General features: G+C 37.8%; 29 protein-coding genes. 16 read left to right on the top strand and 13 right to left on the bottom strand.

The window, feature by feature from the left end; all coding sequences use genetic code 11:
* Together SOI85_RS09215 and tatC are read left to right on the top strand one after the other, a co-directional pair.
* On the top strand, positions 1–252 hold the full coding sequence (locus tag SOI85_RS09215; protein WP_320664093.1) for a hypothetical protein: 252 nt from the start codon (positions 1–3) through the stop codon (positions 250–252).
* Positions 253–419: 167 nt separating this feature from the next.
* Entirely contained in the window at positions 420–1,190 is a 771-nt protein-coding gene (tatC, locus tag SOI85_RS09210) for a twin-arginine translocase subunit TatC (protein ID WP_320664092.1), read from the top strand.
* On the opposite strand, the gene SOI85_RS09205 is transcribed toward tatC, so the two are convergent.
* Complete coding sequence (locus SOI85_RS09205) at positions 1,141–1,470, bottom strand: DUF3067 family protein (protein WP_320664091.1); 330 nt, start codon at positions 1,468–1,470, stop codon at positions 1,141–1,143. The two genes, tatC and SOI85_RS09205, sit on opposite strands and share 50 nt — an antisense overlap.
* 96 nt (positions 1,471–1,566) lie before the next feature.
* On the opposite strand from SOI85_RS09205, the gene petC reads away from it, so the two are divergent.
* From petC to SOI85_RS09180, 5 genes are all read left to right on the top strand, one after another.
* A complete protein-coding gene (gene petC, locus SOI85_RS09200) occupies positions 1,567–2,103 on the top strand; it encodes a cytochrome b6-f complex iron-sulfur subunit (protein ID WP_320664090.1) in 537 nt (178 codons plus the stop codon).
* A gap of 44 nt (positions 2,104–2,147) precedes the next feature.
* Positions 2,148–3,080, top strand: coding sequence for a cytochrome f (gene petA, locus SOI85_RS09195; RefSeq protein WP_320665171.1), 933 nt, complete (start codon positions 2,148–2,150; stop codon positions 3,078–3,080).
* A gap of 19 nt (positions 3,081–3,099) precedes the next feature.
* Positions 3,100–4,017, top strand: a complete 918-nt coding sequence (gene lgt, locus SOI85_RS09190) for a prolipoprotein diacylglyceryl transferase (protein WP_320665170.1) — start codon at positions 3,100–3,102, stop codon at positions 4,015–4,017.
* Entirely contained in the window at positions 4,017–4,769 is a 753-nt protein-coding gene (gene cobM, locus SOI85_RS09185; RefSeq protein WP_320664089.1) for a precorrin-4 C(11)-methyltransferase, read from the top strand. Before lgt ends, cobM begins: the two co-directional genes overlap by 1 nt.
* A 227-nt stretch (positions 4,770–4,996) precedes the next feature.
* Positions 4,997–5,506, top strand: coding sequence for a helix-turn-helix domain-containing protein (locus SOI85_RS09180; RefSeq protein WP_320664088.1), 510 nt, complete (start codon positions 4,997–4,999; stop codon positions 5,504–5,506).
* 5 nt (positions 5,507–5,511) lie between these two features.
* Here SOI85_RS09180 and SOI85_RS09175 read toward each other — a convergent pair whose 3' ends face one another.
* Positions 5,512–7,149 carry a Ppx/GppA phosphatase family protein gene (locus SOI85_RS09175; protein WP_320664087.1) on the bottom strand — a complete coding sequence of 546 codons (1,638 nt, stop codon included), beginning with the start codon at positions 7,147–7,149 and terminating at the stop codon, positions 5,512–5,514.
* A gap of 57 nt (positions 7,150–7,206) precedes the next feature.
* Between SOI85_RS09175 and SOI85_RS09170 the strand changes: the two genes are divergently transcribed.
* Together SOI85_RS09170 and SOI85_RS09165 are read left to right on the top strand one after the other, a co-directional pair.
* Positions 7,207–8,118 carry a 4-hydroxybenzoate polyprenyltransferase gene (locus SOI85_RS09170; protein ID WP_320664086.1) on the top strand — a complete coding sequence of 304 codons (912 nt, stop codon included), beginning with the start codon at positions 7,207–7,209 and terminating at the stop codon, positions 8,116–8,118.
* Positions 8,119–8,126: 8 nt separating this feature from the next.
* Complete coding sequence (locus tag SOI85_RS09165; RefSeq protein WP_320664085.1) at positions 8,127–9,026, top strand: LD-carboxypeptidase; 900 nt, start codon at positions 8,127–8,129, stop codon at positions 9,024–9,026.
* Here SOI85_RS09165 and ispD read toward each other — a convergent pair.
* Positions 9,013–9,690 (bottom strand): 2-C-methyl-D-erythritol 4-phosphate cytidylyltransferase, encoded by a 678-nt coding sequence (gene ispD / locus SOI85_RS09160; protein ID WP_320664084.1) that lies wholly within the window; start codon positions 9,688–9,690, stop codon positions 9,013–9,015. The two genes, SOI85_RS09165 and ispD, sit on opposite strands and share 14 nt — an antisense overlap.
* Positions 9,691–9,897: 207 nt before the next feature.
* Between ispD and fabG the strand changes: the two genes are divergently transcribed.
* A complete protein-coding gene (fabG, locus tag SOI85_RS09155) occupies positions 9,898–10,650 on the top strand; it encodes a 3-oxoacyl-[acyl-carrier-protein] reductase (protein ID WP_320664083.1) in 753 nt (250 codons plus the stop codon).
* A 2-nt stretch (positions 10,651–10,652) separates the two neighbouring features.
* On the opposite strand, the gene SOI85_RS09150 is transcribed toward fabG, so the two are convergent.
* Entirely contained in the window at positions 10,653–10,832 is a 180-nt protein-coding gene (locus SOI85_RS09150) for a hypothetical protein (RefSeq protein WP_320664082.1), read from the bottom strand.
* A gap of 128 nt (positions 10,833–10,960) precedes the next feature.
* Here SOI85_RS09150 and groL point away from each other — a divergent pair, with 128 nt between their 5' ends.
* A complete protein-coding gene (gene groL, locus SOI85_RS09145; protein WP_320664081.1) occupies positions 10,961–12,697 on the top strand; it encodes a chaperonin GroEL in 1,737 nt (578 codons plus the stop codon).
* Positions 12,698–12,762: 65 nt separating this feature from the next.
* Here the strand turns inward: groL and SOI85_RS09140 are convergent, their stop codons facing one another.
* From SOI85_RS09140 to SOI85_RS09120, 5 genes are all read right to left on the bottom strand, one after another.
* A complete protein-coding gene (locus tag SOI85_RS09140; RefSeq protein ID WP_320664080.1) occupies positions 12,763–13,458 on the bottom strand; it encodes a hypothetical protein in 696 nt (231 codons plus the stop codon).
* Between the two features lie 4 nt (positions 13,459–13,462).
* Complete coding sequence (locus tag SOI85_RS09135) at positions 13,463–14,317, bottom strand: ABC transporter permease (protein ID WP_320664079.1); 855 nt, start codon at positions 14,315–14,317, stop codon at positions 13,463–13,465.
* Positions 14,318–14,362: 45 nt separating this feature from the next.
* A complete protein-coding gene (locus tag SOI85_RS09130; protein WP_320664078.1) occupies positions 14,363–15,376 on the bottom strand; it encodes an ABC transporter ATP-binding protein in 1,014 nt (337 codons plus the stop codon).
* A gap of 85 nt (positions 15,377–15,461) precedes the next feature.
* Positions 15,462–16,466 carry a heme o synthase gene (locus tag SOI85_RS09125; RefSeq protein WP_320664077.1) on the bottom strand — a complete coding sequence of 335 codons (1,005 nt, stop codon included), beginning with the start codon at positions 16,464–16,466 and terminating at the stop codon, positions 15,462–15,464.
* Positions 16,459–17,385 carry a COX15/CtaA family protein gene (locus tag SOI85_RS09120; protein WP_320664076.1) on the bottom strand — a complete coding sequence of 309 codons (927 nt, stop codon included), beginning with the start codon at positions 17,383–17,385 and terminating at the stop codon, positions 16,459–16,461. Before SOI85_RS09120 ends, SOI85_RS09125 begins: the two co-directional genes overlap by 8 nt.
* Before the next feature lie 251 nt (positions 17,386–17,636).
* Here SOI85_RS09120 and SOI85_RS09115 point away from each other — a divergent pair, with 251 nt between their 5' ends.
* From SOI85_RS09115 to SOI85_RS09100, 4 genes are all read left to right on the top strand, one after another.
* Positions 17,637–18,461: a cytochrome c oxidase subunit II gene (locus tag SOI85_RS09115; RefSeq protein WP_320664075.1), complete on the top strand. Its 825-nt coding sequence runs from the start codon at positions 17,637–17,639 to the stop codon at positions 18,459–18,461.
* A complete protein-coding gene (ctaD, locus tag SOI85_RS09110; RefSeq protein ID WP_320664074.1) occupies positions 18,458–20,125 on the top strand; it encodes a cytochrome c oxidase subunit I in 1,668 nt (555 codons plus the stop codon). Before SOI85_RS09115 ends, ctaD begins: the two co-directional genes overlap by 4 nt.
* A gap of 3 nt (positions 20,126–20,128) precedes the next feature.
* A complete protein-coding gene (locus SOI85_RS09105) occupies positions 20,129–20,743 on the top strand; it encodes a cytochrome c oxidase subunit 3 (RefSeq protein WP_320664073.1) in 615 nt (204 codons plus the stop codon).
* A 97-nt stretch (positions 20,744–20,840) separates the two neighbouring features.
* Complete coding sequence (locus SOI85_RS09100) at positions 20,841–21,194, top strand: AbrB family transcriptional regulator (protein ID WP_320664072.1); 354 nt, start codon at positions 20,841–20,843, stop codon at positions 21,192–21,194.
* 21 nt (positions 21,195–21,215) lie between these two features.
* On the opposite strand, the gene SOI85_RS09095 is transcribed toward SOI85_RS09100, so the two are convergent.
* On the bottom strand, positions 21,216–21,860 hold the full coding sequence (locus SOI85_RS09095; protein ID WP_320664071.1) for a riboflavin synthase: 645 nt from the start codon (positions 21,858–21,860) through the stop codon (positions 21,216–21,218).
* Positions 21,861–21,976: 116 nt separating this feature from the next.
* Here SOI85_RS09095 and SOI85_RS09090 point away from each other — a divergent pair, with 116 nt between their 5' ends.
* Positions 21,977–23,113: an aldo/keto reductase gene (locus tag SOI85_RS09090; protein WP_320664070.1), complete on the top strand. Its 1,137-nt coding sequence runs from the start codon at positions 21,977–21,979 to the stop codon at positions 23,111–23,113.
* On the opposite strand, the gene SOI85_RS09085 is transcribed toward SOI85_RS09090, so the two are convergent.
* Genes SOI85_RS09085 through SOI85_RS09075 form a run of 3 tightly spaced genes read right to left on the bottom strand, consistent with a single transcriptional unit; the run spans position 23,102 to position 25,949 of the window.
* Positions 23,102–24,106, bottom strand: coding sequence for an ABC transporter substrate-binding protein (locus tag SOI85_RS09085; protein ID WP_320664069.1), 1,005 nt, complete (start codon positions 24,104–24,106; stop codon positions 23,102–23,104). The two genes, SOI85_RS09090 and SOI85_RS09085, sit on opposite strands and share 12 nt — an antisense overlap.
* A 20-nt stretch (positions 24,107–24,126) precedes the next feature.
* Entirely contained in the window at positions 24,127–25,299 is a 1,173-nt protein-coding gene (locus SOI85_RS09080) for a nicotinate-nucleotide--dimethylbenzimidazole phosphoribosyltransferase (protein WP_320664068.1), read from the bottom strand.
* Between the two features lie 17 nt (positions 25,300–25,316).
* Positions 25,317–25,949 (bottom strand): DUF2232 domain-containing protein, encoded by a 633-nt coding sequence (locus SOI85_RS09075; protein ID WP_320664067.1) that lies wholly within the window; start codon positions 25,947–25,949, stop codon positions 25,317–25,319.
* Positions 25,950–25,994 lie beyond the last annotated feature (45 nt).

Here is a 25,994-nt window from a genome sequence, read left to right as displayed (position 1 = left end):
ATGCTTGATTTCCTTCTAGGTACTCATGAATTTCTAGGGAATCATTCTTTCCCTGAATTCTTAGTGGGGTATATCTTTGGCGCAGCACTGATAATTGGAGCTCCAACAGTATTTCTCTTACTTGCATTCATGAGTGCACTAATGAAAACCAACGGGAAGATGGGAGGCTACAAAGAATATGCTAATTATGGGAAATCCTCTTTAAATGATTGCCCTCCATTCATTCTCCCTGATCCAACCAAAAATAACTAAAGCAAAAGTATTTGATAATTCCATGTAATTACATTAAAGATTTTTCATTAATTCATATTCCTAGCCTTTTTTCAAAAGCTAGGAATATGAATTAATGAAAGTGCAACTATAATTGTATAAAATCAAATAAATAGATTTGAATATCACTTTGGAATTAATTCAAATTCATGAATGAAGAAATTTCAAAAGAAGAAGACTTGAAAATGACCTTTACAGATCATTTACAAGAACTTCGAGAAAGAGTTATAAAAAGTTTTATCGCAATAATTGTAGGCGCATTCATTAGCTTGTTATTTATTAAACCTATTATCAAATTGTTAGAGAGACCAGCGAAATCAATCCATTTTCTACAATTATCTCCCGGCGAATTCTTATTTTCCTCGATAAAAGTTGCTGGGTATTCAGGCCTATTAATTGCACTTCCTTTTATTATTTACCAAATTCTTAGATTTATATTCCCTGGGTTAACTAAAAATGAAAAACGTTTAATCGGTCCAGCTGTTATGGGTTCAGCAATATTGTTTTTGGCGGGAATTTCATTTGGTCTATGGGTGCTAATCCCCGCCGCCTTGAAGTTTCTAGTGTCTTATGGAGCAGAAATTGTTGAACCTCTTTGGTCGATTGAGCGTTATTTAGATTTTGTCTTTTTAATCATGCTTAGCGCAGGATTAGCATTCCAGATTCCAGTACTCCAACTCATATTAGGAACTTTAGGAATTGTTCAATCAAAAAAAATGCTCTCAAGTTGGCGCTGGGTTGTAATGGGCTCAGCCCTTGCTGGAGCTGTCCTTACACCTTCAACTGATCCAGTCACAATGCTTTTACTGGCAGCAGCAATAAGTGCCTTATTTTTGTTCGGTGTAGGGATGGTTGCATTTACAGAAAAGTTCAAAGGACAAACTCCTCCAATCTTTCGTCCCCCTTCAACTGCAGAGTAAGAGCTCTTCCTATTCTCGGTTTTGCTCCTACCTTGTTCATCCAAACTCTAACCACTTCAGCCTGACCGGTTCGATTAACAATTTCCAAAATTTCATTTATATGAACATTAAAATCTTCCTCATTCAGGGGGAAAGACTGCTGCTCTAAATATCCCCACATTATCTGAAAATAAAGGTAATTGTTTCGGACCATTAGCTGAATGTCATAGGTAACACCCCACCTATTTCGGAAGCAATTAATTACTTCCTCTGCTGTCAAAGGGATTTGATTATCTAACAATTTGAATCCTCAACATCAAAAACCCTGTAGGTGCAACAAGAAAAGCCCATCTTGAATCCACGCTGGTTTATATTCTGACTCAGGTGAACATCAGTAATGACACAAATGACCGCCTCAGATGTGCCCTCAATGGGCAGGAGGCAGTTCATGAACCTACTTACCTTTGGGACAGTGACTGGTGTTGCGCTAGGCGCTTTGTACCCAGTTGCTAATTACTTCACGCCTTTAAGAGCGGGAGGAGGTGGTGGAGGAAGTTCTGCAAAGGATGAATTAGGCAATGCTGTAACAGCAAGTGGCTGGTTATCCAATCATGCAGTAGGAGATCGAAGCCTTGTTCAAGGCTTAAAAGGCGATCCCACTTATTTAATTGTTGAAGGTCCAGAGGCAATTACCGACTATGGCATTAATGCAATTTGCACACACTTAGGGTGCGTGGTGCCCTGGAACAATGGAGAAAATAAATTCAAATGTCCATGCCATGGAAGTCAATATGATTCAACTGGCAAAGTAGTAAGAGGGCCAGCGCCGCTATCTCTAGCTCTTGCTCACGTTTCAATTGAAGATGACAATGTACTGGTAAGTCAGTGGACTGAGACAGACTTCCGAACAGGCAATCAACCCTGGTGGGGGTGATATTGATGATCAAAGAAAGCTTCTCTAAATCTAAATTAAAAAAAATGCGACGCTCAATAACAATCCTTCTAAGTTCATTTCTGATAGGAATAGCAGTATTCATAGCACCTTCTGCAACTTTTGCTTACCCCTTTTGGGCTCAGCAAAACTATGAAAATCCACGAGAAGCTACTGGCAAAATTGTTTGTGCAAATTGCCATCTCGCGAATATGAAGACTCAGGCTGAAGTACCTCAAGCAGTTGCGGCAGATAGTGTTTTCAAAGCAGTAGTTAAGATTCCTTATAAGAATGGAACCGAAGAAATTGGAGCTGATGGCTCAAAAGTTCCATTGCAAGTAGGTGCAGTCGTAATGCTTCCTGATGGATTTAAACTTGCACCACAAGACCGTTGGACTGAAGAAATAAAAGAAGAAACTCAAGGCGTCTATTTCAGTGAGTACAGCGAAGAGAAAGACAACATTATTCTTGTCGGACCATTGCCAGGAGATCAAAATAAAGAAATAGTATTTCCTGTACTATCTCCCAACCCAAAAACAAATAAAAATATTCACTTTGGAAAATATGCAATTCATGTAGGAGGGAATAGAGGTAGAGGCCAGGTTTATCCAACTGGAGACAAAAGCAATAACAATGTTTATAACAGCGGAAATTCTGGAGAAATAATATCAATAGAACCTTCAGACGATGGATCTCAAGTTATTGCTATTAACACTAATGGAGGAGAAGTTAAAACGGAAAACATACCTGCAGGACCAACTCTGATAGTTAGTGTTGGAGATCAAATTGAGGAAGGCGAACCTCTAACTGAAAATCCAAATGTTGGAGGATTTGGACAAGTAGATACTGAAATAGTTTTACAAAGTTATGCACGAGTTATTGGACTAGTAGTATTCTTCGCAGGTGTTGCTCTATCACAAATAATGCTAGTTCTAAAGAAAAAGCAAGTAGAAAAAGTTCAAGCAGCAGAGGGTATTTAGATCGATTTAATTTTTAATGATGGAGAATGTTTTTATACTTGCATTTCTTAAATCACCAGGTGCTGAAATATTAAGATCTGGACCAATAGCTTTAAGATGGTATGGATTCTTAATTGCAGTTTCAGTAATAATTGGACTTAATTTATCAAGTTATTTAGCCAAGAGAAGAGCTTTAGAAAAAGGCTTAATCAATGATCTTTTACCGATTCTTATATTAAGCTCAATAATAGGGGCAAGAGTTTATTACGTAATATTTGAATGGAGAAATTATAGCGGATTATATTTTTGGTCTCATATAAATTTATTTGGCCTACAAGTTCCATTCCCAAGCATATTAGAGATATGGGGAGGGGGTATTGCTATACATGGCGCATTAATAGGAGGATTTATCTCAGTAATATTATTTTGCAAACTTAGGCTGAAGAATTTCTGGAATGTATTAGATGTTTTAGTGCCTTCTTTAGCGCTAGGGCAATCTATAGGTCGTTGGGGAAATTTCTTTAATAATGAAGCCTTTGGAACCCCTACCTCACTACCTTGGAAGCTATTTATTCCTATTAACGAAAGGCCTTTGATATTTAGCAATCAAGAATACTTTCACCCAACATTTCTATATGAGTCAATATGGAATTTCTTGATTTTTCTAACTTTGATCTACTTATTCCAATGCGAGTCAAAGGGTAAATTACTTTTGCCTTTTGGCACTTTAACTTTTATCTATTTAATCAATTATAGCCTTGGAAGACTATGGATTGAGGGCTTAAGGATAGATCCTCTTTGTATAAATTCAATTCCTCCTTTTTGTGAAGGGGGTATTAGAGTCGCTCAATTAATTAGCTTATTGTTAATTGTCATAGGAGTTCTTGGTCTCTCGTGGGTCTATAAACGACGAGAGGAAAAGATTCTCCACAAAACAAACACAAATCAAAACTTTTAGTGAGAAAGATTTCAATAGTTGGAGCTGGTCCTGGAGCCCTAGACCTAATAACCCAACGAGCTTTAAATCGAATAGAAGAGGCCGAGGTGCTGGTTTGGACAGATTCCTTGATACCTCCAAGGCTTCTAGAATTATCACAAAACAATTGCGAGCGAATCCCTTCAGGCTCTTTAACTCTTGAAGAAATTCTGAGAATATTAATTAAAAAGGCTAAGTCAGGGAAAAAGGTAGTTAGGCTTCATGATGGCGACCCATGTCTTTTTGGAGCTTTAACAGAACAAATCAACTTAATCAAGCAAGCCGAAATCGATGTAGAAGTAATACCAGGGATAAGTGCATATCAGGCAACTGCGGCAGCATTACAAGCAGAACTAACTATACCTGGAATAACTCAAACCATTATTCTTAGCCGTGCGAGTGGAAGAACAGGTACACCAGAGAGAGAAAAGCTAGAAAAACTTGCTTGTCTCAGATCATCATTATGCCTTTATCTAAGCGCAAGACACGTTGAAGAAGTTGAAGAAACTTTATTAAAATATTATCCCCATGATACTCCAGTAGCCATTGGATACAGAGTTAGCTGGGAAGATGAATGGTTGACAGTTGTACCTCTTAAACAGATGGCAGCCAAATCAAAAGAAAAGGGTTTAATTAGAACTACAATTTATATAATCAGTCCAGCATTTAATACAAAGGATAAACGGTCAAAATTATACGACAAATCTCACAATCATCTTTTTAGATTAAATTAAATAAGTTCTTTCAGGATTAGTACTTTCATAAGTGTCCTAAGATCTTAATTAATTTTATGAAAGTTTACTAAACCTAAATAGGAATAGGAGGAATTTGAAAGGTTAAATTGTATGGTTTAAAAAATAAAATCATATTAGAAAAAATTTATAAACAATTTAAACCTTTAAAGCCAATTCAGGCTAAAGATTGATTTTTGATTAGAATAAAAATAATTGTATAAATTTCGGTGGATATAATACGCACACAAAAAGCAAATAATCTCAATTATGACGAGAATAAAACTCCACTAGAAAAAGTTGGTGCCTTTATCAAAGAGGCCCGCCAAGGAAGAAATCTTTCTATTAAAGATCTTGCAAACAGTTTAAGGATTGGAGAAGAACAGATCTTAGCCCTGGAAAACGGACAAGAGGAACTCCTACCTGAAGAAGTATTCATTAAAGCAATGGTTAGAAGGATTTCTGAAAAGCTAGGTTTACAAACTGATTTTATACTTGAAGAACTAAAAGGCCGAAAAATCTCAATGAATAGTCTATACGAAGAGAAAATTGAAGAAAAAACAGCAACAGAAAAACCGAATTTAGTGCCTCTAGTTATTGTTTTCTCAGGGGTCTTAGGATTAACTTCCTCAATTCTTTTAACTAAATATATTGAAAATTTCAATAATTCTTCAAATAAAACTAATGATATTTCTCTTAAATCTATTTCTAATAAAAATCAATCTAATTCTATATTTTAGAAGTTTCAAGATAAAATCCTGAAACTTGGCTTGATATTTTCACCGCAATATTCCAATATATTCTTAATGCTCCATTTCTCAAGTCCTAAATTCTTTTCAGCATCTACGGGTATGAGTTTTATTATAACTTCATTGTTTTTCGCCTCAACCTCAATAGACGAAAGGACAGGCTCTGGTCTTCTATCTAAAGAGGCTGACAATCGTAAAAGCATTGACATCTCGGAAACAACTTTTCTCTGAATTCTGCTATCTATACATTGCCAAGCTTCATGTCGTTTTTTAGGGAAACTTTTTCGGTGATACCTTGCTATCCCTGCAACCATAAAATGTTCTAACTGAGAGTAGCCCAATAACTCTCCATGTCTTATTAAATACCATGAATGCTTGTGATATGAAGCTAGATTTATATGCTGACCACAGCAATGCAAAATAGAGGCGGCCCAAAGCAATTCTCTACCTTTTCCATCATCTGAATGTAAAACACCCTTGGTATTATCATAGAGAGTTAATGCATATTTCGCAACTTTTTCAGATCGAATAAGATTTACTCCAAATCTTTTGGCCTGATGCAGCACGGTACGTTGCCTAATACTGCCTTGTAAACTAAATCGATCTTGTAGGAAACCATTTCTAAACATCCAATCAACGACTAATCCTTCCCTTAGAGCTCTTTCACTCAAAATAACTTCTTCTACTTCCATCATTTTCATAATTGTTTGAAGAATTAAAATCCCTGGAACTATTATTTCCGCCCTTCTTTCACTTAAAGGTGTTAGCTTCCTAAGCTGATCAGAATCCATCTTCAATATATTTTCAGCTAATTGGTCTAACCCTAACTTCGAGACTTTATAACCTTGTAACTTAGTTTTATGCGTTTTGAATTGACTAATAAGTAATGAACCAATCGCCATTGCTGTTCCACTTGTAGCAACCATTAAAGGTGGCTTGCCAGATTTTATACGACGAGAAATTTTATCTACTGCAGGCTCAAAAGAACCTTGAATATAGGTTTTTAAAAATTCATGATCCTTCAATGATAGAGGTTCTTTATTTACAAAATCTCTTTTCAATCTAACTGCTCCTATTTTAGTGCTAGTCAAAGCTTTTGAATCATTAGCATCAGCAAGAATCAACTCCGTAGAACCTCCTCCAATATCAATTAATAGATGTGGGCGATTCTCAAATTGCATCCCTGAAATAACACCTAGATAAATCAATCTGGCTTCTTCTGTCCCACTGATAATTTCAATATCTAAATCAATCTTATCTTTTGCTAGATCTACAAAATGATCTCCATTAGGAGCTTCTCTAACAGCACTAGTAGCAGCAGTAAGAAGATTCTCTACGTTATAACTTTCAGCAAGGTCTTTGAATCTTTTTAATGTTTCTAAAGTTCTTGATATAGCAATATCAGTAAGTTTTCCCGATAACGGATCCTTTTCACCTAGCCTTGTTGTTGACTTCTCCGCAAATTCAATGCTGAATGTTTGCAAAAAGGTATCCACAGCAGCGATCAAGAGATGTGTGGAATTAGTTCCTATATCAATTGCTCCAACATAAATTATTTTTCCCGACTGAGTTAACCGAGAATTATTATCTTGAGAGTTTTCAGCCAAATAAGTGCCTGATTCATTTCCTGGCATTTTATCTAGATCCTAGATAAAGACACTCTGACATCTGAGACTTTAACTGTGAAGAAAATGTCTAATCTTTTGCAAATACACAAACTTTTCAGAACTTCAAGTTTTAAGAAAGAAACTAAAACACTAATTGAACTTTTGAGATGGAACAAACCAACCGGTAGATTAATTCTTCTTCTTCCGGCCGGTTGGGCTCTATGGCTAGCACCTAATGCTCCACCAAGTCTGGGGATGACAATTTTAATTATTGCAGGCACCGTTTTTATTAGTGGCGCTGGTTGTATAGCAAATGATCTTTGGGATCAGAAGATTGACCAGCAAGTTAACCGCACAAAAGCAAGGCCCTTAGCGATTGGTACTGTCAAAACATCTACTGCATGGGGCCTATTATGCCTAATGTTTTTCTTAAGTCTTCTCGTAGTTATTTCTCTACCGGTTGGGAGTAGAGTGCTTTGTCTACAGCTCTCTTTATTAGCATTACCAATAATCATTATTTATCCATCTACAAAAAGATGGTTCAAATACCCTCAAGCCATACTTTCAATTTGTTGGGGATTCTCTGTTCTTATTCCTTGGGCAGCAATTCAGCAAGGTATAGAACCAAATTTAGATTTATTATCATGCTGGATAGGAACAATGATTTGGACTTTTGGTTTTGACACAGTCTATGCAATGTCTGATAAGAATGATGATGAAATCCTAGGAATTAATAGTAGTGCACTATCTTTAAAAGGAGAGATTATTCGGCCAGTATCAATTAGCTACGCATTAACCTCATTATTAATAGCCATAAGTGCTTTTAGCGCAAACGTAAATTTATTTTTCTGGCCTTTTTGGCTTATAGCAACTATTGGAATGCAAAGAGAAATCTTGCTCTTAGACCTTCAATCTAAGAGTTATGGAAAGCATTTTAGCAATCAAGTAAAACTCGGGGGATTAATCTTGTTTGGATTAGTCTTAGGAAGACTTTAAAGGAGTCAATGGTTAAAATTCATTCAAAAAATACTGCGCCTCCACTCAAAAGAGGAGATGAATTTATTGCCATCTCAATTAGTTCTCCTTTAGATGATGAAAATTCCTTGTCAGAAGGTCTAAAGGTTTTGCAAGGATGGGGGTTAGTCTGTCGTTCATCAGTTACACAATTTGAACCCTGGGGCTACTTAGCAGGGAGCGATGATTTTAGATATGATCAACTTCATCCCAAAATTAAAACTGCACTAATTGCTTTCACACGAGGCGGATGGGGCGCAGCACGGCTACTCGAACGGCCACAAGCTTGGGAGAATGGATGGCTACTTGGGTTCTCCGATATAACATCAATTCTCTTGTCAAGACTATCGGAGGGATACGATGGGGGGATACATGGCCCACTCGTTACATCATTGGGATATGAACCGGATTGGAGTAAAGAAAGATTGAAAGCTATCTTGTTTGGCTCCTCAGTACCTGAACTTCGTGGAGAAGCATGGGTTGGGGGAAGAGCATCTGGGCCTTTAGTTGCAGCTAATTTAACTGTCGGGACACATCTCATTGGAAGTAGACATATGCCTAATTTAGAAGGGGCTATTTTAATATTGGAAGATACGAATGAAGAGCCCTATAGAATTGATCGTATGCTTACACATTGGCGACTAACTGGTTTGTTAACTAAAATTTCAGGACTAGCATTTGGAGATTTTAATAACTGTGTAGAAGAGGAGAGTAATAAGACAAAAAGCTCATTTGTTTTAGAAGAGGTTCTCAAAGAAAGATGTTTTGATCTTGGCATTCCAGTAATCGGAAAACTTCCAATTGGTCATTGTTGTGGGAATGCCGCAATTCCCATGGGAAGACCTGCCTTAATTGATGGGAATAAAGGAACGTTAACTATTTGTTCTTAGAAAGAATTATTGATTCAGCTATTGATAAGTCAAATTTCGTTGTAATTTTTAGATTAGATGGAGCAGATTCCAAAACGACTACAGGCAAGCCTAATCTCTCATAAAGAGAAGCGTCATCAGTAACCGTCCATCCCAAATCTATTGCCTTCTTATGAGCTTGCTTTAATTGATCCACTGCAAAACCTTGAGGAGTCTGTGCCGCCCAAAGAGACGATCTTTCAGGAGTTTCTTGTATATATCCACTACTATCTACAATTTTTATTGTATCTGTTACTCGAGTAGCAGCAATAACAGCATTACCAAGAGAGACTTTTTTCGCACATTGATTTAATAGATCTGCTTCAATTAGACATCTAGCGCCATCATGAATAAGTACATATTGAGCCTCAGAAGGTAACGAAGAAAGGCCCAATTGAACTGATTCCTGACGAGTTGAACCTCCATTAATCCACACCAAAGGTTTATTGCAATCTTCCACTGCTTCCATAATTGATTTTTTATCAATCGGTTGTCCAACAATTCCAATCCAAGTAATCGAATGTGCTGCAATAGCGGCTTGAATAGTCCAATAAATTATTGGTTTACCCGCTAAAGGCAAAAGAAGCTTGTTACACCCAGCATCCATTCTCCTACCACTTCCAGCAGCCGCTATTAAAAGATGCACAATTTATCCTCAGAATAAAAAGGTCCAAAGATTCTCATAAAGGAAACTTTTATACAATATTGACCGTTTGATATTAAATGAACTTGATTAACAAGAGTCTTACCAATTTCAAATTATGAATCATAAAAACGTTTATTCTCAGAAAATTTGAACAAATCGATTCAAAAGCTTCGAATTTTCTTTTCCAATTTTTAATCTTTCCAATCAATGACTGAATCAAAACTCCTAGAAGGTAAAACTGCTCTCATTACTGGAGCAAGTAGAGGTATAGGCAAAGCTATTGCTTTGGCACTTGCTGAAACAGGTGCTGAAATAATTGTGAATTACTCACAATCTCCAGATAAGGCAGAGTCTGTAGTTGAAAGCATTCAAGCCAATGGAGGGAATGCTTACAGTGTTAAAGCAAATATCGCAGAAGAATCCTCTGTGAATGAAATGATCAATATCGTTTTAGAACGAAGCAAGAGAATTGATGTATTGGTTAACAATGCAGGGATAACAAAAGATGGACTGTTAATGAGAATGAAAACTGAAGACTGGCAAGCAGTCCTGAACCTAAATCTTAATGGAGCTTTTTTCTGTACTAGGGGAGTCGCAAGACAAATGCTTAAACAAAAACAAGGAAGGATTATCAATATTTCTTCTGTAGTGGGGCTTATGGGAAATGCTGGACAAACAAACTACGCCGCTTCAAAGGCAGGATTAATAGGGCTTACTAAAAGTACTGCCAAAGAATTTGCTAGTAGAGGCATAACTGTTAATAGTGTCACACCTGGCTTCATTTCTACTGACATGACTAAAGAAATAAATAATGATGCAATCATCTCAGCAATACCATTAGGAAGGCTTGGAAAGCCTGAGGATGTAGCTGGCACAGTAAGATTTCTTGCCTCAGACCCTGCTGCTGCCTATATAACTGGACAAACTTTTAATGTTGACGGAGGGATGATAATGAATTGAAGTTATTTATCTTCTAAAGGTTGACCTAGCTCATCTCTCAATCTTCTTATTTTCTGCAAAAGCTTTAATCTTCTGCTTCGCGCAGTTACAGTAAGAAATAGCCTAAGGGGGAAATAAATCAAAGTCATGGTTCCGGCAAGGCCAGCCATAAGTACAAAAAATAAAACTCCTGGATCATTCATATTTTGAACATAACTTCCTTATGGTCATCTTGGAATAGGAAGTTGAAAAAGGATTCGGCTTTCCCCACTTAGTACCCCTCCCATTTTGCAAGTTTAGTGTGGGAAATTAATTAAAGTACTAGATAAAAATGGCTAAACTTCTTAGTTTTTCTGACGATTCAAGAAGCGCACTAGAAAATGGTGTAAACGCTTTGGGAGACGCTGTAAAAGTCACTATGGGGCCTAAAGGTCGCAATGTAGTTATTGATAAAAAATTTGGTGCCCCAGATATTGTTAATGATGGGGTGACTATTGCAAAAGAAATTGAACTTGAGGATCCTGTTGAAAACCTTGGAGCAAAATTAATCGAAGAGGTTGCCAATAAAACAAAAGATAAAGCTGGAGACGGTACGACAACAGCGACAGTATTAGCCCAAGTAATGGTTCATGAAGGGCTAAGAAATACGGCAGCCGGGGCAAGTCCTATAGAACTAAAGAAGGGAATGCACAAGGCCCTTGAAAGAGTTCTATCAGCACTTCAGAAAGAAAGCAAAGCTGTTAGTGGAGAAAGGGTTTTGCAAGTCGCAACAGTTAGTTCAGGAGGAGATGAAGAGGTCGGAAGGATGGTTTCAGCCGCTATGGAAAAGGTAACTTTTGAAGGTGTGATTACTGTTGAAGAATCAAAGTCATTATCAACTGAGCTAGAGATAACTGAAGGGATGGCGTTTGATCGTGGCTATAGTTCCCCTTATTTTGTTACTGACCCAGACAGACAAATTTGTGAATTTGAAAACCCTCTTTTATTAATAACAGACAGAAAAATTAGTTCAATTACTGAACTTGTTCCAGTTCTAGAAACCGTTGCAAAAAGCGGATCCCCTCTCCTCATCTTGGCTGAAGAAGTCGAAGGAGAAGCCTTAGCGACTTTAGTGGTCAATAAAAATAGAGGTGTACTACAAGTAGCGGCAGTCAGAGCTCCGTCTTTCGGCGAACGTAGAAAAGCAGCGTTAGCAGATATAGCAATCCTAACTGGGGCAACTATGATCAGTGAAGATAAAGCGATGACTCTTGAAAAGGTAGAGCTGTCTGATTTAGGAAAAGCTAGACGCGTCACAATTAATAAAGAAACAACAACTATCGTTTCTACGGATATTCATAAGGAAAAGGTTTCTGAAAGAGTTGCCGCTATTAAGCGTGAACTTGACGCAACCGAATCTGAATATGATCGAGATAAATTAAATGAAAGAATCGCAAAACTTGCAGGAGGTGTTGCCGTTATCAAAGTAGGAGCTCCAACTGAAACCGAACTAAAAAACAGAAAATTGCGCATAGAAGATGCATTAAATGCTACTAGGGCAGCAGTAGAAGAAGGAATAGTTGAAGGAGGTGGAACTACATTACTGAAACTAAGCAATGTACTAACAGAATTTTCAAAAACACTTTCTGGAGATCAGAAAACTGGGGTTGAGATCGTTAAAAAAGCTTTAGCCGCTCCTGCAAAACAAATAGCTATTAATTCAGGAGAGAATGGAGATGTTGTTGTATCAGAGATGCAAAGACTGAATAAAGGCTTCAATGCTCTCACTGGTAAATACGAAGATCTACTTGCAGCGGGGATAGTGGATGCTACAAAAGTTTTGCGACTAGCTCTTCAAGATGCAGTATCTATTTCTTCTATGCTCATAACAACAGAAGTTGTAATTGCAGACAAGCCTGAACCTCAGGCTGCACCTCAGGGGGAAGGTGGAGATCCCATGGGAGGAATGGGAGGAATGGGAGGAATGGGAGGAATGGGTATGCCTGGAATGGGCGGTATGGGCATGCCTGGAATGGGCGGTATGGGCATGCCTGGAATGGGCGGTATGGGTATGCCTGGAATGATGTAAAGATTAAAATTACAAAAACATCAACACCACTCTTAAGAAAAGATATTACTTAATTAATTATTAGTTTATTTCAACCATCTTCTAAATTCGTTTATTGATGGTGGTGGTGGTGGTGGTGGTGGTGCCATATCAGAGTCGCCTGAATGATCATTATTACTAACACTTGATTTAGCATCTTGTATATTTTCGTCAAACCCTGATTTATTTAATTTATTTTCAGATTGCTTTTCTTCTTTTATAAACTCATTTTTTCCTGATTGATCTAAATCTTTTTCTTCTGAATTAAGCAAATCATTTACAATTTCTTTTTCAAGTAAGTTTTCATTATTTGTTTCAGCGATATTTTTATTTATAAATTCATTTACATCATTTACTTCTTCTTCAATATTTGTCGAAGTATAAATCATTCCATCTTGATCTATTTCTAGCTGCTTTGACTCTTTATATAAATTATTTTTTTTATCAGCTACCAACTCTTGGAAATTATCTGAGAAAATACTTTGATCCTCTAAGTTTACTCCTAAAGGCTTTTTAAGTTTCAAGACTTGATCAGAGTTCAATTCATTCACCTCCTTATTTGCAGAGGAAAAGCCCTTAAGTTCTTCATCCTGAAGAAAAGTACTCAAGCCATATCGATGAACCCAAAGTGCCTTCAGAAGGTCAAACCTTTCTTGATCTCCAATATCAAATGCCTTACATATTTCATATTGCAGGGCTGTTTGGCGATCTGAAAATTGGCTTTGGATAATTGAATTTTTCACTGGCTTAAGCAAGTTTTTTATCTAAAAGTGGTCTAATTAACATGAATAAAATAATAGTTAACCCTAACAAAATCATTAAGCAGCCGTATCCTGTGACTTCTCCATAAGGTGCACTTATTAAAACCTTGGTTAAATCCAATGATCCTTGATAAGCCGATCGAATTGGTTCAATCGCAAATGTTAAAGGGTTAAGTGAAGCAATCCATCCCAACCAATTGGGCATAAATGAAATAGGAGCTAACGCCGTACTTGCAAATAGCAAAGGAAGATTCGCAACAAAAATAACTGCTATTAACTCAATATGACCAGGCAAAGCAAAAGCTAATCCAAGACTAATAGCAGTCACTGAAAAGACTAGAAGAATTAATGTTATTACTACTAAAGATAAGCCTCCATAACCGGGCCATCCATAACCAAGAAATGCAGCCATTACCATAATTGACAGACTCTGGATAAAGCTTAGAAAAGTTATATATATAACGGAGGCAAATACAATGGAACTTCTATTTACTAATGGTGCAACTAAAAGTCTATTTAAAAATCCAAATTCACGGTCAAACATTACAGGCAAGCCGGCATTAAGAGCTCCACTAAAAGCTGTGAAAACAATAACTCCTGCTCCTAGAAATTTCCCATAACTCATCCCTCCTGGTAAAAGTCCATCAGGGGCATTGGAGAAGAGTGCACCAAATAAAACAAGCCAAATCAAAGGCTGAAGAATGCCTGCAATCAAAGTTGAAGGCCTTCTAATAAGCTGAATAAATAATCTTTTAGTTAAAGCTAAAATTTCTTGAATTTGATCTAAAAGTCGATCTTCAATCTCAGGTTTAGCTGAAATAGATTTAGTTGAAGTGGCCATAGATTAACTTCAAGAATAATAATGAAAACGCAAGTTAGGAAAGTTTCACCTCATTGAGGCTTTACTTTCACGTTTTAAATCCCTTTTGCCTGATTCTGAAAGTTCTGCATCCATTAGTGTTCTCCCAGTCGCTTGTAGATAGACATCATCCAAGCTTGGTCGACTCTGAGTTAATGCAAAAACTTCCAACTGTGCACTTTCTAGCTGTTCTCTGAGACATGACAAGACTGCTTCATCATCTACAACAAGGTTCAAGGAAAATCCTTGCGCACGATTAATCACTATTTGACGAACTCCTGAGATCTTTTCTAACAGTTGCTTAACTTTCTCAGATTCTTCCGGATCACTAAATTCTCTTACTCGAAGAGTTACTCGATCTCCCCCTAATTCTTGTTTCAGATCTTCAGGCGTACCTTTAGCTATTACACAACCATTATCAATAATGGCCATCTCTTCAGAAAGGGATTCAATCTCTTCAAGATAATGACTACTCAGAAGAATTGTCGTACCTTGAGATCTAAGTTCTTTTAATAATTCCCATATAACAGTTCTACTCTCAATATCCAGGCCTACCGTTGGTTCGTCTAACACTAATAATTTAGGTTTATGTAATAATCCAGAAGCCAAGTCCAACCTCCTCCTCATCCCTCCAGAATAAGATCCACACCTACGATCAATCCATTCATCCATCCCCAATAGACTTATCAGCTCATCTATTCGAAAATTCCTCTCTCCATAAGGTAAATGATATAGATCCCCTTGAAGTTGAAGCAATTCACGGCCACTAAGTATTTTATCGATAGAGATCTCCTGTGCTACATATCCAAGCTTTTTCCTAACAGCTCTAGATTCTCTCAAAACATCTAAACCAGAAATCAAGATACTGCCTGAATCTGGGGATAATAAAGTACAAAGGATTCTCAACGTAGTGCTCTTACCTGATCCATTGGGGCCAAGTAAACCAAAAAGCTTTCCTTCTGAGATCTCAAGACTCAAGCCATTAAGAGCCTTAACAGGACCATAGGACTTATAAAGATCTTTTATTTCAACTAATGCCATCAAGAAATCAGGGTCTGGCGAACTTAATTAGAAATCTAATAAGCAATTCTAAGAAGCGTTAGCAATAAATATGAAAAGTAAATTTTCATAGCTTCCCAATAATAGGGTCAGCCATTTCATGAAGCAATTGTGAAATTTGATTATCAAACTGAACAGATATTGATAATCGACTTATAACAAGCAAAAAGCATATTCCAAACATATATAGAATTGACCAGCGAAAAAGACCTTTAGCTCTGCTCATATCTTCTGGATCAGAAGAAAGTCTATTAATCATTTGAAGAAGGCGGGTATTAAATGGCACTACAAGAATTCCATATAAAAGTCCGCCTTCAGGTAAAGCAAAAATGCCAAAAAAGCTTAAAACGACCGTAGCGAGACCATAATGAGAAATAGCCTTAGCAGTAAAGGATGGGCCTTTAATAACTGGCAACATGGGAATACCTACCGATCGATAGTCATCTTTTAAGAAAATTGCAAGAGCCCAAAAGTGAGCAGGGGTCCATGTCATTACAAGAGCAAATAACCACCATCCACCTAATCCAATGTGGCCAGTTGCTGCTGCTGCCCCAACTAAAGGAGGTATTGCACCTGCGACTCCTCCAATAACAATATTCTGCGTAGTTCTAGGTTTTAGGAATGCTGTATATAACAATACATAACTACAAAGACCAAGTAATGAGAGACCAGCCGCTAAACAATTAACTCCGCCAATTAATAAAATAGAAGCCGCCAAAGTACATGATATTGCACCGGCAAATACTGCTTGAGGAGATAAGCGACCTGAAGGCAAAGCACGGTCACTAGTACGTTTCATCCTTTTATCTAAATCCTGTTCCCACAAACAATTAAGAGCACCAGCAGCAGCAGCAGCAAGTGCACCTCCAAAAAGAGTGCAAGCTAATTTAGTAGAAGACAAAGGCCAATCTTCAGTTAAAGCCATGCCACCCAAAGTAGTGGCTAATAACAAAGGTATAAGCCTAGGCTTGGCAACTTCAAGCCATGGAGGAAGCTTTACCCTCTTTCGAGAAGGAACAATATTGTCTCTATTAAGAGCTTCTTTGAACGTTTCAACAGAAGAACTAACCATGACATACCTCCAACAAATTTTTATCTGTTAAATCAAAACCAATCTGATCTAAAGGCTTTGGGCGCCTAAAGCTCAGAGCTGCAAGGAAGGAAACAAGAAGAGCTCCTATCAACTGATGCGAAACCGTTAAAATAGGTTGAGCGAGGGAAAAGTGAACAGAAGCTATTCCTAGGGATATTTGCATGAAAATCAAAAAGGTAATAGCAATTAAAAATGGCCATTGTTGACGAGGCCATCCACCTGTAACAAAAGCAGTTAAAACGAATAAAAGGACAAAAGCGGAAACTGGCATCGCAAAAAGTTTATGTAAATCAAGCAATTCGCAGTCAATCCCTTGAATAAGACACTTCTTTGAAGTCCATGTTGTAGCCATACGACCTCCTATAAGAGATTGAACTATCACTAATAAAAGTGAGATGAATCCCATAGGTCGCCACCAGCTAGGGGGAGGAGAATGCTTAATCTGGATCAAACTTTGAGAGAGAGCGCTCATCAAAGAAACCAAAGCTAATGCGACTGCAAGATGCGTAGTAACAATGGTTGACGGCAAAAGTTGAACAACGGTAAAAGCCCCAAGCCCACCTTGTACGCAAACCAAGAACAACAAAAGTCCATAAAACCAAAGTAACCATTTAGGCAATGCTGATTTAAAAAACAAGGCAACAATAAATTGCACAACGAGAGCAATTCCCACTAAGAAAGCATCTAAACGGTGAAACCACTCAAGAAAAACCTGTATATTCATTTGTCGCCCAGGCAAGAGCGAGCCATAACAAAGTGGCCAATCTGGACAGGCAAGGCCTGCTTCCATAACTCGTGTAGCTCCTCCAATAACAATCAAAACAATTAAAGCTACAACTAAATGAGAGGAAAGTTGGGCAAGGCGCCAACGAATCAATGGAGGAGAGGAAGTAATCAAAGACCTAACCCCGTCAAATTAGAGTTTCCTATTTGCAAGGTAGCGATTTAAGCGATTACGTCACCTAACTGATGAGTAGAACTTATAAAAGGAACTTTAAATCATCTATCCCTGACATAATCCCCTCAAATGCTGACATTAATTAAAAAAATAGAAAATATATCTAAACGCTTAAATTCAAGCAAACTTAAGAGGTTATTTAATGCATAGTTGCAAGTTTTCAATAACCTAATAGTAGATAGAGAATTCAATTGTCGAATTTCTCGGCCATCATCACGCTTATATTAAGTATAGCCCTCTCGATAGGGATAATTTGGATAGGGAATAACATAAACCTCTTGCCTGAACAGGCCAGTACTAACGCTCCTATATACGATGAATTGTCGATGGTTCTATTTTCGATAGGGACAGTCCTTTTTGTTGGAATGGTCAGTTTTGTCGTTTATAGCTTGATTAAATTTAGGAAAAAACCAGGAGAGAAGGGTGACGGGCTATCAATAGAAGGGAACTTATCTTTGGAAATATTCTGGACAGCCGTTCCAGCAATTGTGGTTTTATTTGTGGGACTTTATAGCTATGACATTTATGATCGAATGGGCGGAATGAAACCTCTATCTCATACTGAACATGATCATGCTGGAATGATGCAAGAAGAGAGGGTTTGGGGGGGTATTGGATCAGGAGAAGACAATTTTACCAATGGGGCTAACTCCACTTCAATTCCTATTGAAGTTACCGCTATGCAATTTGCTTTTCTTTTTCACTATCCAAAAGGAGACATTATTTCAGGAGAACTTCATGTTCCTGTTAATGAAAAAATAAGCATGAGGATGACATCAAAAGATGTTATTCACGCATTCTGGGTGCCTCAATTCAGGATTAAACAGGATGTTATACCTGGACAACCAACTATTTTAAATTTCACACCAACAAAAATAGGGCGTTATCCAATCGTATGTGCTGAACTTTGTGGTCCATATCATGGGGGCATGCGTTCAACTGTAGTCGTAGAGAACTCCAATGAATATCAAGACTGGTTTGAAAAAAATGCAAAAACACCTTCTTCAGAATTATGACTATTGCAATCCCTCCATCAAATAAACAGTCAAAAAAAGATAGCCTTCAACCTTCTGGTTGGTTGAAGTATTTCAGCTTTAGTCTCGATCATAAAGTGATTGGCATTCAATATCTTGTATGTGGTTTTATTTTTTATCTAATAGGTGGTTCTCTTGCTAGTGCAATGAGAATAGAACTAACAAGCCCAGTTTCAGACTTTATGGCAAGAGATGTCTATAACCAAGTCTTAACTCTTCATGGAACTATAATGATATTTCTATGGATAGTCCCAGTTATAAATGGTGCATTTGGCAATTACTTAATACCTTTTTATGTTGGAGCGAGAGACATGGCATTCCCCCGCTTAAATGCGGTTGCTTTTTGGCTAATTCCACCAGCAGGGCTAATGCTAATTAGCAGCTATTTTATAAATGGAGCGGCTCAATCAGGATGGACGGCTTATCCACCTTTAAGCATAACTACACCTGCTGCTGGTCAAATAATTTGGATAATAAGTGTTTTACTTTTAGGCGGAAGCTCCATTTTTGGAGGAATCAACTTCATTGCAACTATTTTAAAACTTAGAAGGCCTGGGTTAAAACTCATGCAACTCCCAATGTATTGCTGGGCAATGCTTGGGACCAGTATTTTAGTTGTACTAGCAACTCCAGTCCTTGCAGGAACTCTCATACTTTTAAGTTTCGATATTGTTGCTCATACTGGTTTCTTTAACCCTACTTTAGGCGGCAATGTAATCGTTTATCAACATCTTTTCTGGTTTTATTCTCATCCTGCTGTATACATAATGGTATTACCAGCGTTTGGTTTAGTTAGCGAGATACTTCCAATCCATTGCCGTAAACCTCTTTTTGGTTATGTCACAATGGTTTATTCAATAATGGCAATTGTAGTTCTAGGTCTGGTTGTTTGGGCTCATCATATGTTTACCAGTGGCACACCTCCGTGGATGAGACTCTTCTTTACTATTGCCACAGCTTTTATTGCTGTCCCAACTGGTATTAAATTTTTTAACTGGGTAGCAACTATTTGGGGAGGCAAAATAACACTGAACACCGCTCTTCTCTTCTCTTGTGGTTTTATTGTGAATTTCGTTTTAGGCGGCATTACAGGGGTAGCACTAGCTCAGGTTCCCTTTGATGTTCATGTACATGATACCTACTTCGTAGTTGCTCATTTTCACTATATTGTCTACGGCGGATCTGTTTTTGTAATCTTTTCTTCCATTTATCACTGGTATCCAAAAGTCACAGGGAAAATGCTTGATGAAAATATTGGCATACTTCATTTTATCTTAACTTTTGTTGGGTTTAATCTATGCTTTGCGCCTCAGCACTGGTTAGGGCTAAACGGAATGCCTAGGCGTGTAGCAGAATACGATCCTCAATTTACATTTATAAACCAAATCAGCAGTGCGGGCGCTTTGATAATGGCTATTAGTACAATTCCTTTCTTGTTGAACGTATTTATAAGTGCATTTAAAGGGAAAGAAGCCGGCGATAACCCTTGGCAAGCTTTAACACCAGAATGGTTAACATCTTCTCCTCCACCAGTGGAGAACTGGGAAGGAGATCCTCCTTTGGTAACTGAGCCATATGGGTATGGAAAGATAGAAAACGATTTACAAAATACAGAACAAATACAATCACGAGGGAGAGAGGGATAAACAATGACAACTATTGCTTCTAAAGAAAAGGACTCTGAAAAAGTGCTGTCCAAGCATAATTCGGTAGAGGAGTCACATGGCGACCATAGATTATTTGGATTAATAGCATTCTTAGTCGCAGATGGAATGACTTTTGCTGGATTCTTTGCTGCTTACCTAACTTTTAAAGCAGTCAACCCTTTACTGCCAGATGCAATATATGAATTAGAACTACCTTTACCAACAATAAATACTATCTTACTTCTAGTAAGCAGTGCAACATTTCATCGAGCAGGAAATGCTTTAGGGCGCAAAGAATCTGCCAAATGCCAAAAATGGTTACTTATTACCGCAATACTTGGGCTGGCTTTTCTCATCAGCCAAATGTTCGAATATTTCACGCTACCCTTCGGTCTTACTGACAATTTATATGCAAGCACTTTTTATGCATTAACAGGATTTCATGGCCTTCATGTAACTCTTGGAACATTAATGATATTTATTGTTTGGTGGCAAGCAAGAGATCCCGGGGGCCGCATTAATGCTTCAAATAAGTTTCCTTTAGAGGCAACTGAGCTCTATTGGCACTTCGTTGATGGGATTTGGGTGGTTTTATTCATCATCCTTTACTTACTTTAAGAGACTAAAATTGATACCAATTAGAAGGATTACAATTATTTTGTTGCATTAATTCCAGTTATTCGTCAGAATTAATGCAATTAAATAAAACAAGTAAATGCTTGTAGGAAAAGAACTACTGGATAAAAACAGATCTCTAAGCCACTTGCCAGAGGACGAAATCGCCAAAGGCTGTGGCTATGTAGGACCAAGCGGAAGGGTACTACGTAAAAGTTTTTATAGAGCACTTGTAGAAGCCAAAGGCATCAAGCTCAGATCAAATGGTCCTGGAAGGGCTGGCAATAGGTCTTCAAGAGGGAGACAAGCTGAATTCAGAACCCGTGTCCATGGAAATGGCAATCTGCTAATCGGTCATGCTTACACAAAAAAACTTGGATTAGAACCTGGCCAAGAGTTCAAAATAGATATCAAAAAAGACTCAGGCGCTATATATTTAGTTCCTCTTAAATAAATCACCTAAAGAAAAAGCTTTTCAAATCCACCCATGAGTCTGTAACCACTCATTGGAAATATTTTCTGTTAAAGGTGTTTTAGCTTTACTCAATATTCTCTCAGCATATTTCGCCATAATATCGGCTTCTAAATTAACCAAGGATCCTATAGATAAATATTGCAACGAGGTGTTTAGCCAAGTATGGGGTATTACTGCAATAGAAAAAATATTTCCATCATTAGTGCAATCTGCAATGGTTAAACTTGTTCCATTAAGGCAGATACTTCCCTTCTCACATATATATTTTCCATAGTCAACAACTTGCCAACGCAATTTGATGATCCACGATTGTTTTAGTTCTTCTATAGAAATAACTTCACCAAGCCCATCTATATGTCCGCTAACCAAGTGACCTCCTAATCGATCTGAAAGTCTTAATGCGGGCTCAAGGTTAACAAAATCATTCTTCTGTGATTTCTCTCCCAAGGTTGTTCTCATCAATGTTTCTTCACTAACATCTGCGAAGAAACTATTAGGAGATATCTCAACAACCGTTAAGCAAACGCCATCTACAGAAACACTATCTCCTAAAGATAAAGGTTCGAAGGGTTTACATCCCTTAATTAGCAGCCTTTTGTCTTGACGACAAATCTTCCCCACAGCTTGAATTAAACCAGTAAACATTAACTAGAGCGAAAACGGGGAAAAACGATCATAATTATATAAATGAATCAGTAGACAGTGGTAAAAAATCTTTTGATTTGTATTGCAATGATTTTTTTAGATAATTCTAGTCAAACATGAGTTTTAATCGAAGAAGTTTCGGTCCAAACTCCCAGGTAAGTCTTTTTACCTTAGGGACAATGAGAGCAATTGAATCTTCTCAACAAATGTATAAGGTTCTAGAATCAGCAATTGCTGCAGGTATTAATCATATAGAGACTGCTCCAGCTTATGGGCCTGCGGAAGATTTTCTAGGAGATTCAATACAGCGACTTAAGTTAAAGAATAAATTACCTGAAGGAGGATTAATAGTTACAAGCAAGATTCAACCTGGTATAAGTTTTGATGAAGGTAAAAGTGAAATCAAGAATATTTTGTCAAGGTTACGCATATCCAAAATAGACAACTTAGCCGTTCACGGGATCAACCTCAATGAACATCTCGAATGGGCACTAAATGGAGAAGGGGCTGATCTATTGACATGGGCACAACAAGAGAACCTCATAGACCAAATAGGCTTTAGTTCACATGGCTCTATACCTCTTATCCAAAAAGCTATCAACAGCAACAGATTTGTTTTCTGCAGTTTGCACCTTCATTTACTCGATCCACAAAGAATTCCTCTCGCAAAACTTGCCATAAAGCAAGGTATGGGCGTTATGGCTATTTCACCTGCAGATAAAGGTGGTCAATTACAAAATCCAAGTCAAATGCTTATTGAAGACTGCAAGCCAATTCCGCCAATTGAACTTGCCTATAGGTACTTAATAGCACAAGGTATCTCTACTTTGACTGTAGGAGCTTCAAAAACAGAAGACCTAAGATTACCTCAAAAACTTTCTTCAGCAGATGGACCTCTAAGCCAAGAAGAACAGCGATCAATTGAAAGGCTTAATTCTATACGGCGTACTCGATTAGGGAATGACTTTTGTGGTCAATGTAAAGCATGCTTACCATGTCCCAAGCAAATCCCAATCCCGGAAATATTAAGACTAAGGAACCTCACTGTTGGCCATGACTTGCAGGCATTTGCAAAAGAACGGTATAACTTGATTAATAAAGCTGGTCATTGGTGGGAAACCGTTGATGCAAGTGCATGCAATAACTGTGGGGATTGCTTACCACGTTGTCCATACCATTTAGAGATACCAGATCTACTAAAAGACATACATCTCAAATTAATAGATAAGCCACGCCGAAGGCTATGGGATTGAGTTACGCCATCTTCTTTCTAAGCTTTTCTCTTCCTCTTGAGTTAAAGGTAAGATTGGCCAACATTTTTCCCATACTTCATATGAAGGTAAAATGGCCGACTGAAAATCACTTCTAATAAAATCTTTTTGCTCAACAAGTTCTATATAAGGAATGGGAGGTATCCAACCTTTCGCAAGTAATCTTGTTGACAATGGAGTTTTTGTTGAATTTGTTAACCACGGCAAGGGAGGCAAGGTTTGACTTGAAAATGGTCTTGCGAGTAAGGACCAGTTTAAAGGCGCTCCTGTTTCGGGAAGGATGGCACTAAGCCGAGAGTCACGTATTAAACTAGCTATACAGCGTTGTAATGGCAAAATGGCAACTTTAGCTTTTCCAGAAAGCAACCAATTCATTGCATTCATATCATCATATATTTTTATCTGACTTTTTATTATTGTTAACTGTTCAGGATCTCCAATCTTATCAGTTATGGAAAGCAACAATCTTGGACTCTTTGGAAAAATTATTTGACCTTTTAGTTTTGGGTCAAGTAAAACACTCCAAGATTTCCTTGCTTTATCTATCAACTGCTCGCCATTCCTAAAAATCATCACCCAAGGGGTAACACCTATTGGTAATAATTTATTTTGGTAATCAGGTCCGAGCTTTTTCAAATAATCTTTTGCTTTATTGCTAAGGTTTTTTGAGAAAGCTTCCGAAGCTATAGGTAATAGGTTTGAGGAAGGGAGACGCTTAATCCATCCATCTTGAACTACTAATAGATCTATACGTTCATTTAAACTTAGCTCATAAGGATTAATATTATCTATATTTTGAATCTTTTCAAACGTCCAAGGATAAGGTAGTGACCTTATTAATTCTTTAGGTAAAGTTGCTCCAACAGCCCGAAGGATAGGACTATTACTCCTTTTGCTACACCCAATTAGACTTAAAAGACTAGAGCCAAAAGCTAGTCTGACAAAGTCACGTCTCCCAAATTGAAAGTCATTCATAATATATCTTCAAGTTTTCATCAATGGTGAGTCGACTCCAACTGTTCAACAGCAAGGTCACACGCCTGTACCAGTTGAGCAGAAGTTACTCCTTTCATCTTCGCTAAGAATGATAAAGCCCCTGCTCCAACACCTTCTTTAACATAACCTAGTTCATAATCTCTAAGTACCTTTTTTGTACTTTCCTCAAAGCTTAATCCACTAGAAAATCCCATAAGACATACACCGAAATAATCAGAAACAAGTTCCATTAAACGAATAAAAGAGCTATTAAATTTGTTCCCAGAATGAGACTCTTTTACAAGCCAAGAGGTTGTTGCTATTGCGATGTTTTCAACAAAAGAAAAGCGCAACTCAGGTTCTATCGAGGCAAGAGCAAGAGCCAAGACAGCTAACATTTGACTTCCTCCACCTAGCAAAACAGGCTGCTTTGCTTCCCTGGCTCCAAGAACTAATCCTACTGCTATTACCTGAAAAGGATCTCCAACAGCGGCAAGTAATTTTTTAGGTAAAGGGTTTGGTCCTAACGCAGCATTCTCAAGTCCTTTTCTAACAAGTTCTTTTTTCAAAGAGAATGGGGGAATTAAGACACTCCCACTAATCAATTCAGACACTTCGATTCCTATCCCACAAAGAATGGCCTGTGCAGTTGTTGTTCCACCTGGAACACATTCTGTTATTAACAAAGGTGTTTTTAAACGAACTCCCATAGAGAATCCTTCCTGCCACAATTGATCAACTCGACTTTTACTCATTGCTTTCCCTGAGCTCAAACAATCTGCAGGCCCAGAGAATGAGGGTTCAAGTAAAAGATGTGGAAAAGTTGGTTTATGTAATAAACCAGCTGCAATAACAGTAGGTTTCGTTCCGATAAAACACGAAGAGACATAGCTAATAAGAGCCGGCGAGACTCCTCCTGGCAATACCGGCAAAGGCCACTTTCTAGATTTTAAGGGGCCCTTTAAAACTAAATCAGCATCTGCTAATGCGGTATAGCTACGAGATTGAGGAGTAGAGCCTGCCCAAGAAATTCCTTCAACTTCCGAGGTTTTGGAACCTGCCAGAATCAACAAAAAAACAAAATCATCAAGAGACTTTTTCCATTTCTCTTGAAAATTCTTGACTTGATCCAGTGATAAGCCCACACCAAAGGCTTTATTTCCACTCAATAGCTCAAAGAATTGTGATTTCATTAATTGAAAGTTAATTATCAGCGTGGGTCCATTGCTATCAATCCACTTAATAAGGATGGTGGTTCTGGCATGGAGGCTTGCAGTCTCGGAAAAATCCAAAAAGCCAATGCATGTAAAGACAAGACAAAAATTACCTCTTGGAGAATAACCAAGCCTATTGCTACTAATTGAACTTGTGCCGTATCAGGACTAAAAGGAAGATTGAACAAATCAACGAACCTCTCTATAAGCGAAGCGCCTGCTCGAGTAATAATCACCCAAAGGTTTTCTCCGACCAAAAGAGAAAGAACAATAACTCGAACCAGGAACCCTCCCACCCCAATAAAAACCCCGACAATCCAGCTAATCCACCAATTCCAATTTTTATACCAACACCAACCAATCCAAAAAGAGAGTATGCCGTATGGGAAAAGTATTAAGGGCCCTCTAACTGGCCCCATCAAAACAATCAAAAGTAAAACGGATAAAGATACTCCTTCAAATGCAGCCTTAGAACCTCTTCTTATATGCAATAAAGCCAAAGGCAATGGAAGTGCAAGCCTGAATAGTGCTCCGCCTATAGGCAAGTAATAAAGGGCCATCCAAATCAATGAAGTTGCAGCTGACAAATAAGATGTCTCTACAATTCTTAAAGCCTGCAGCCTTTTCATTTTTACAAATGTCTTCACACTTTCTCCTTTTCGCTTCTGAAATCT

The sequence above is a fragment of the Prochlorococcus sp. MIT 1223 genome, from assembly GCF_034092465.1.
Classification (GTDB): domain Bacteria; phylum Cyanobacteriota; class Cyanobacteriia; order PCC-6307; family Cyanobiaceae; genus AG-402-N21.
The sequence above is the reverse complement of the archived record's forward strand: the minus strand, read 5'-3'. Positions and strand labels throughout refer to the sequence as shown.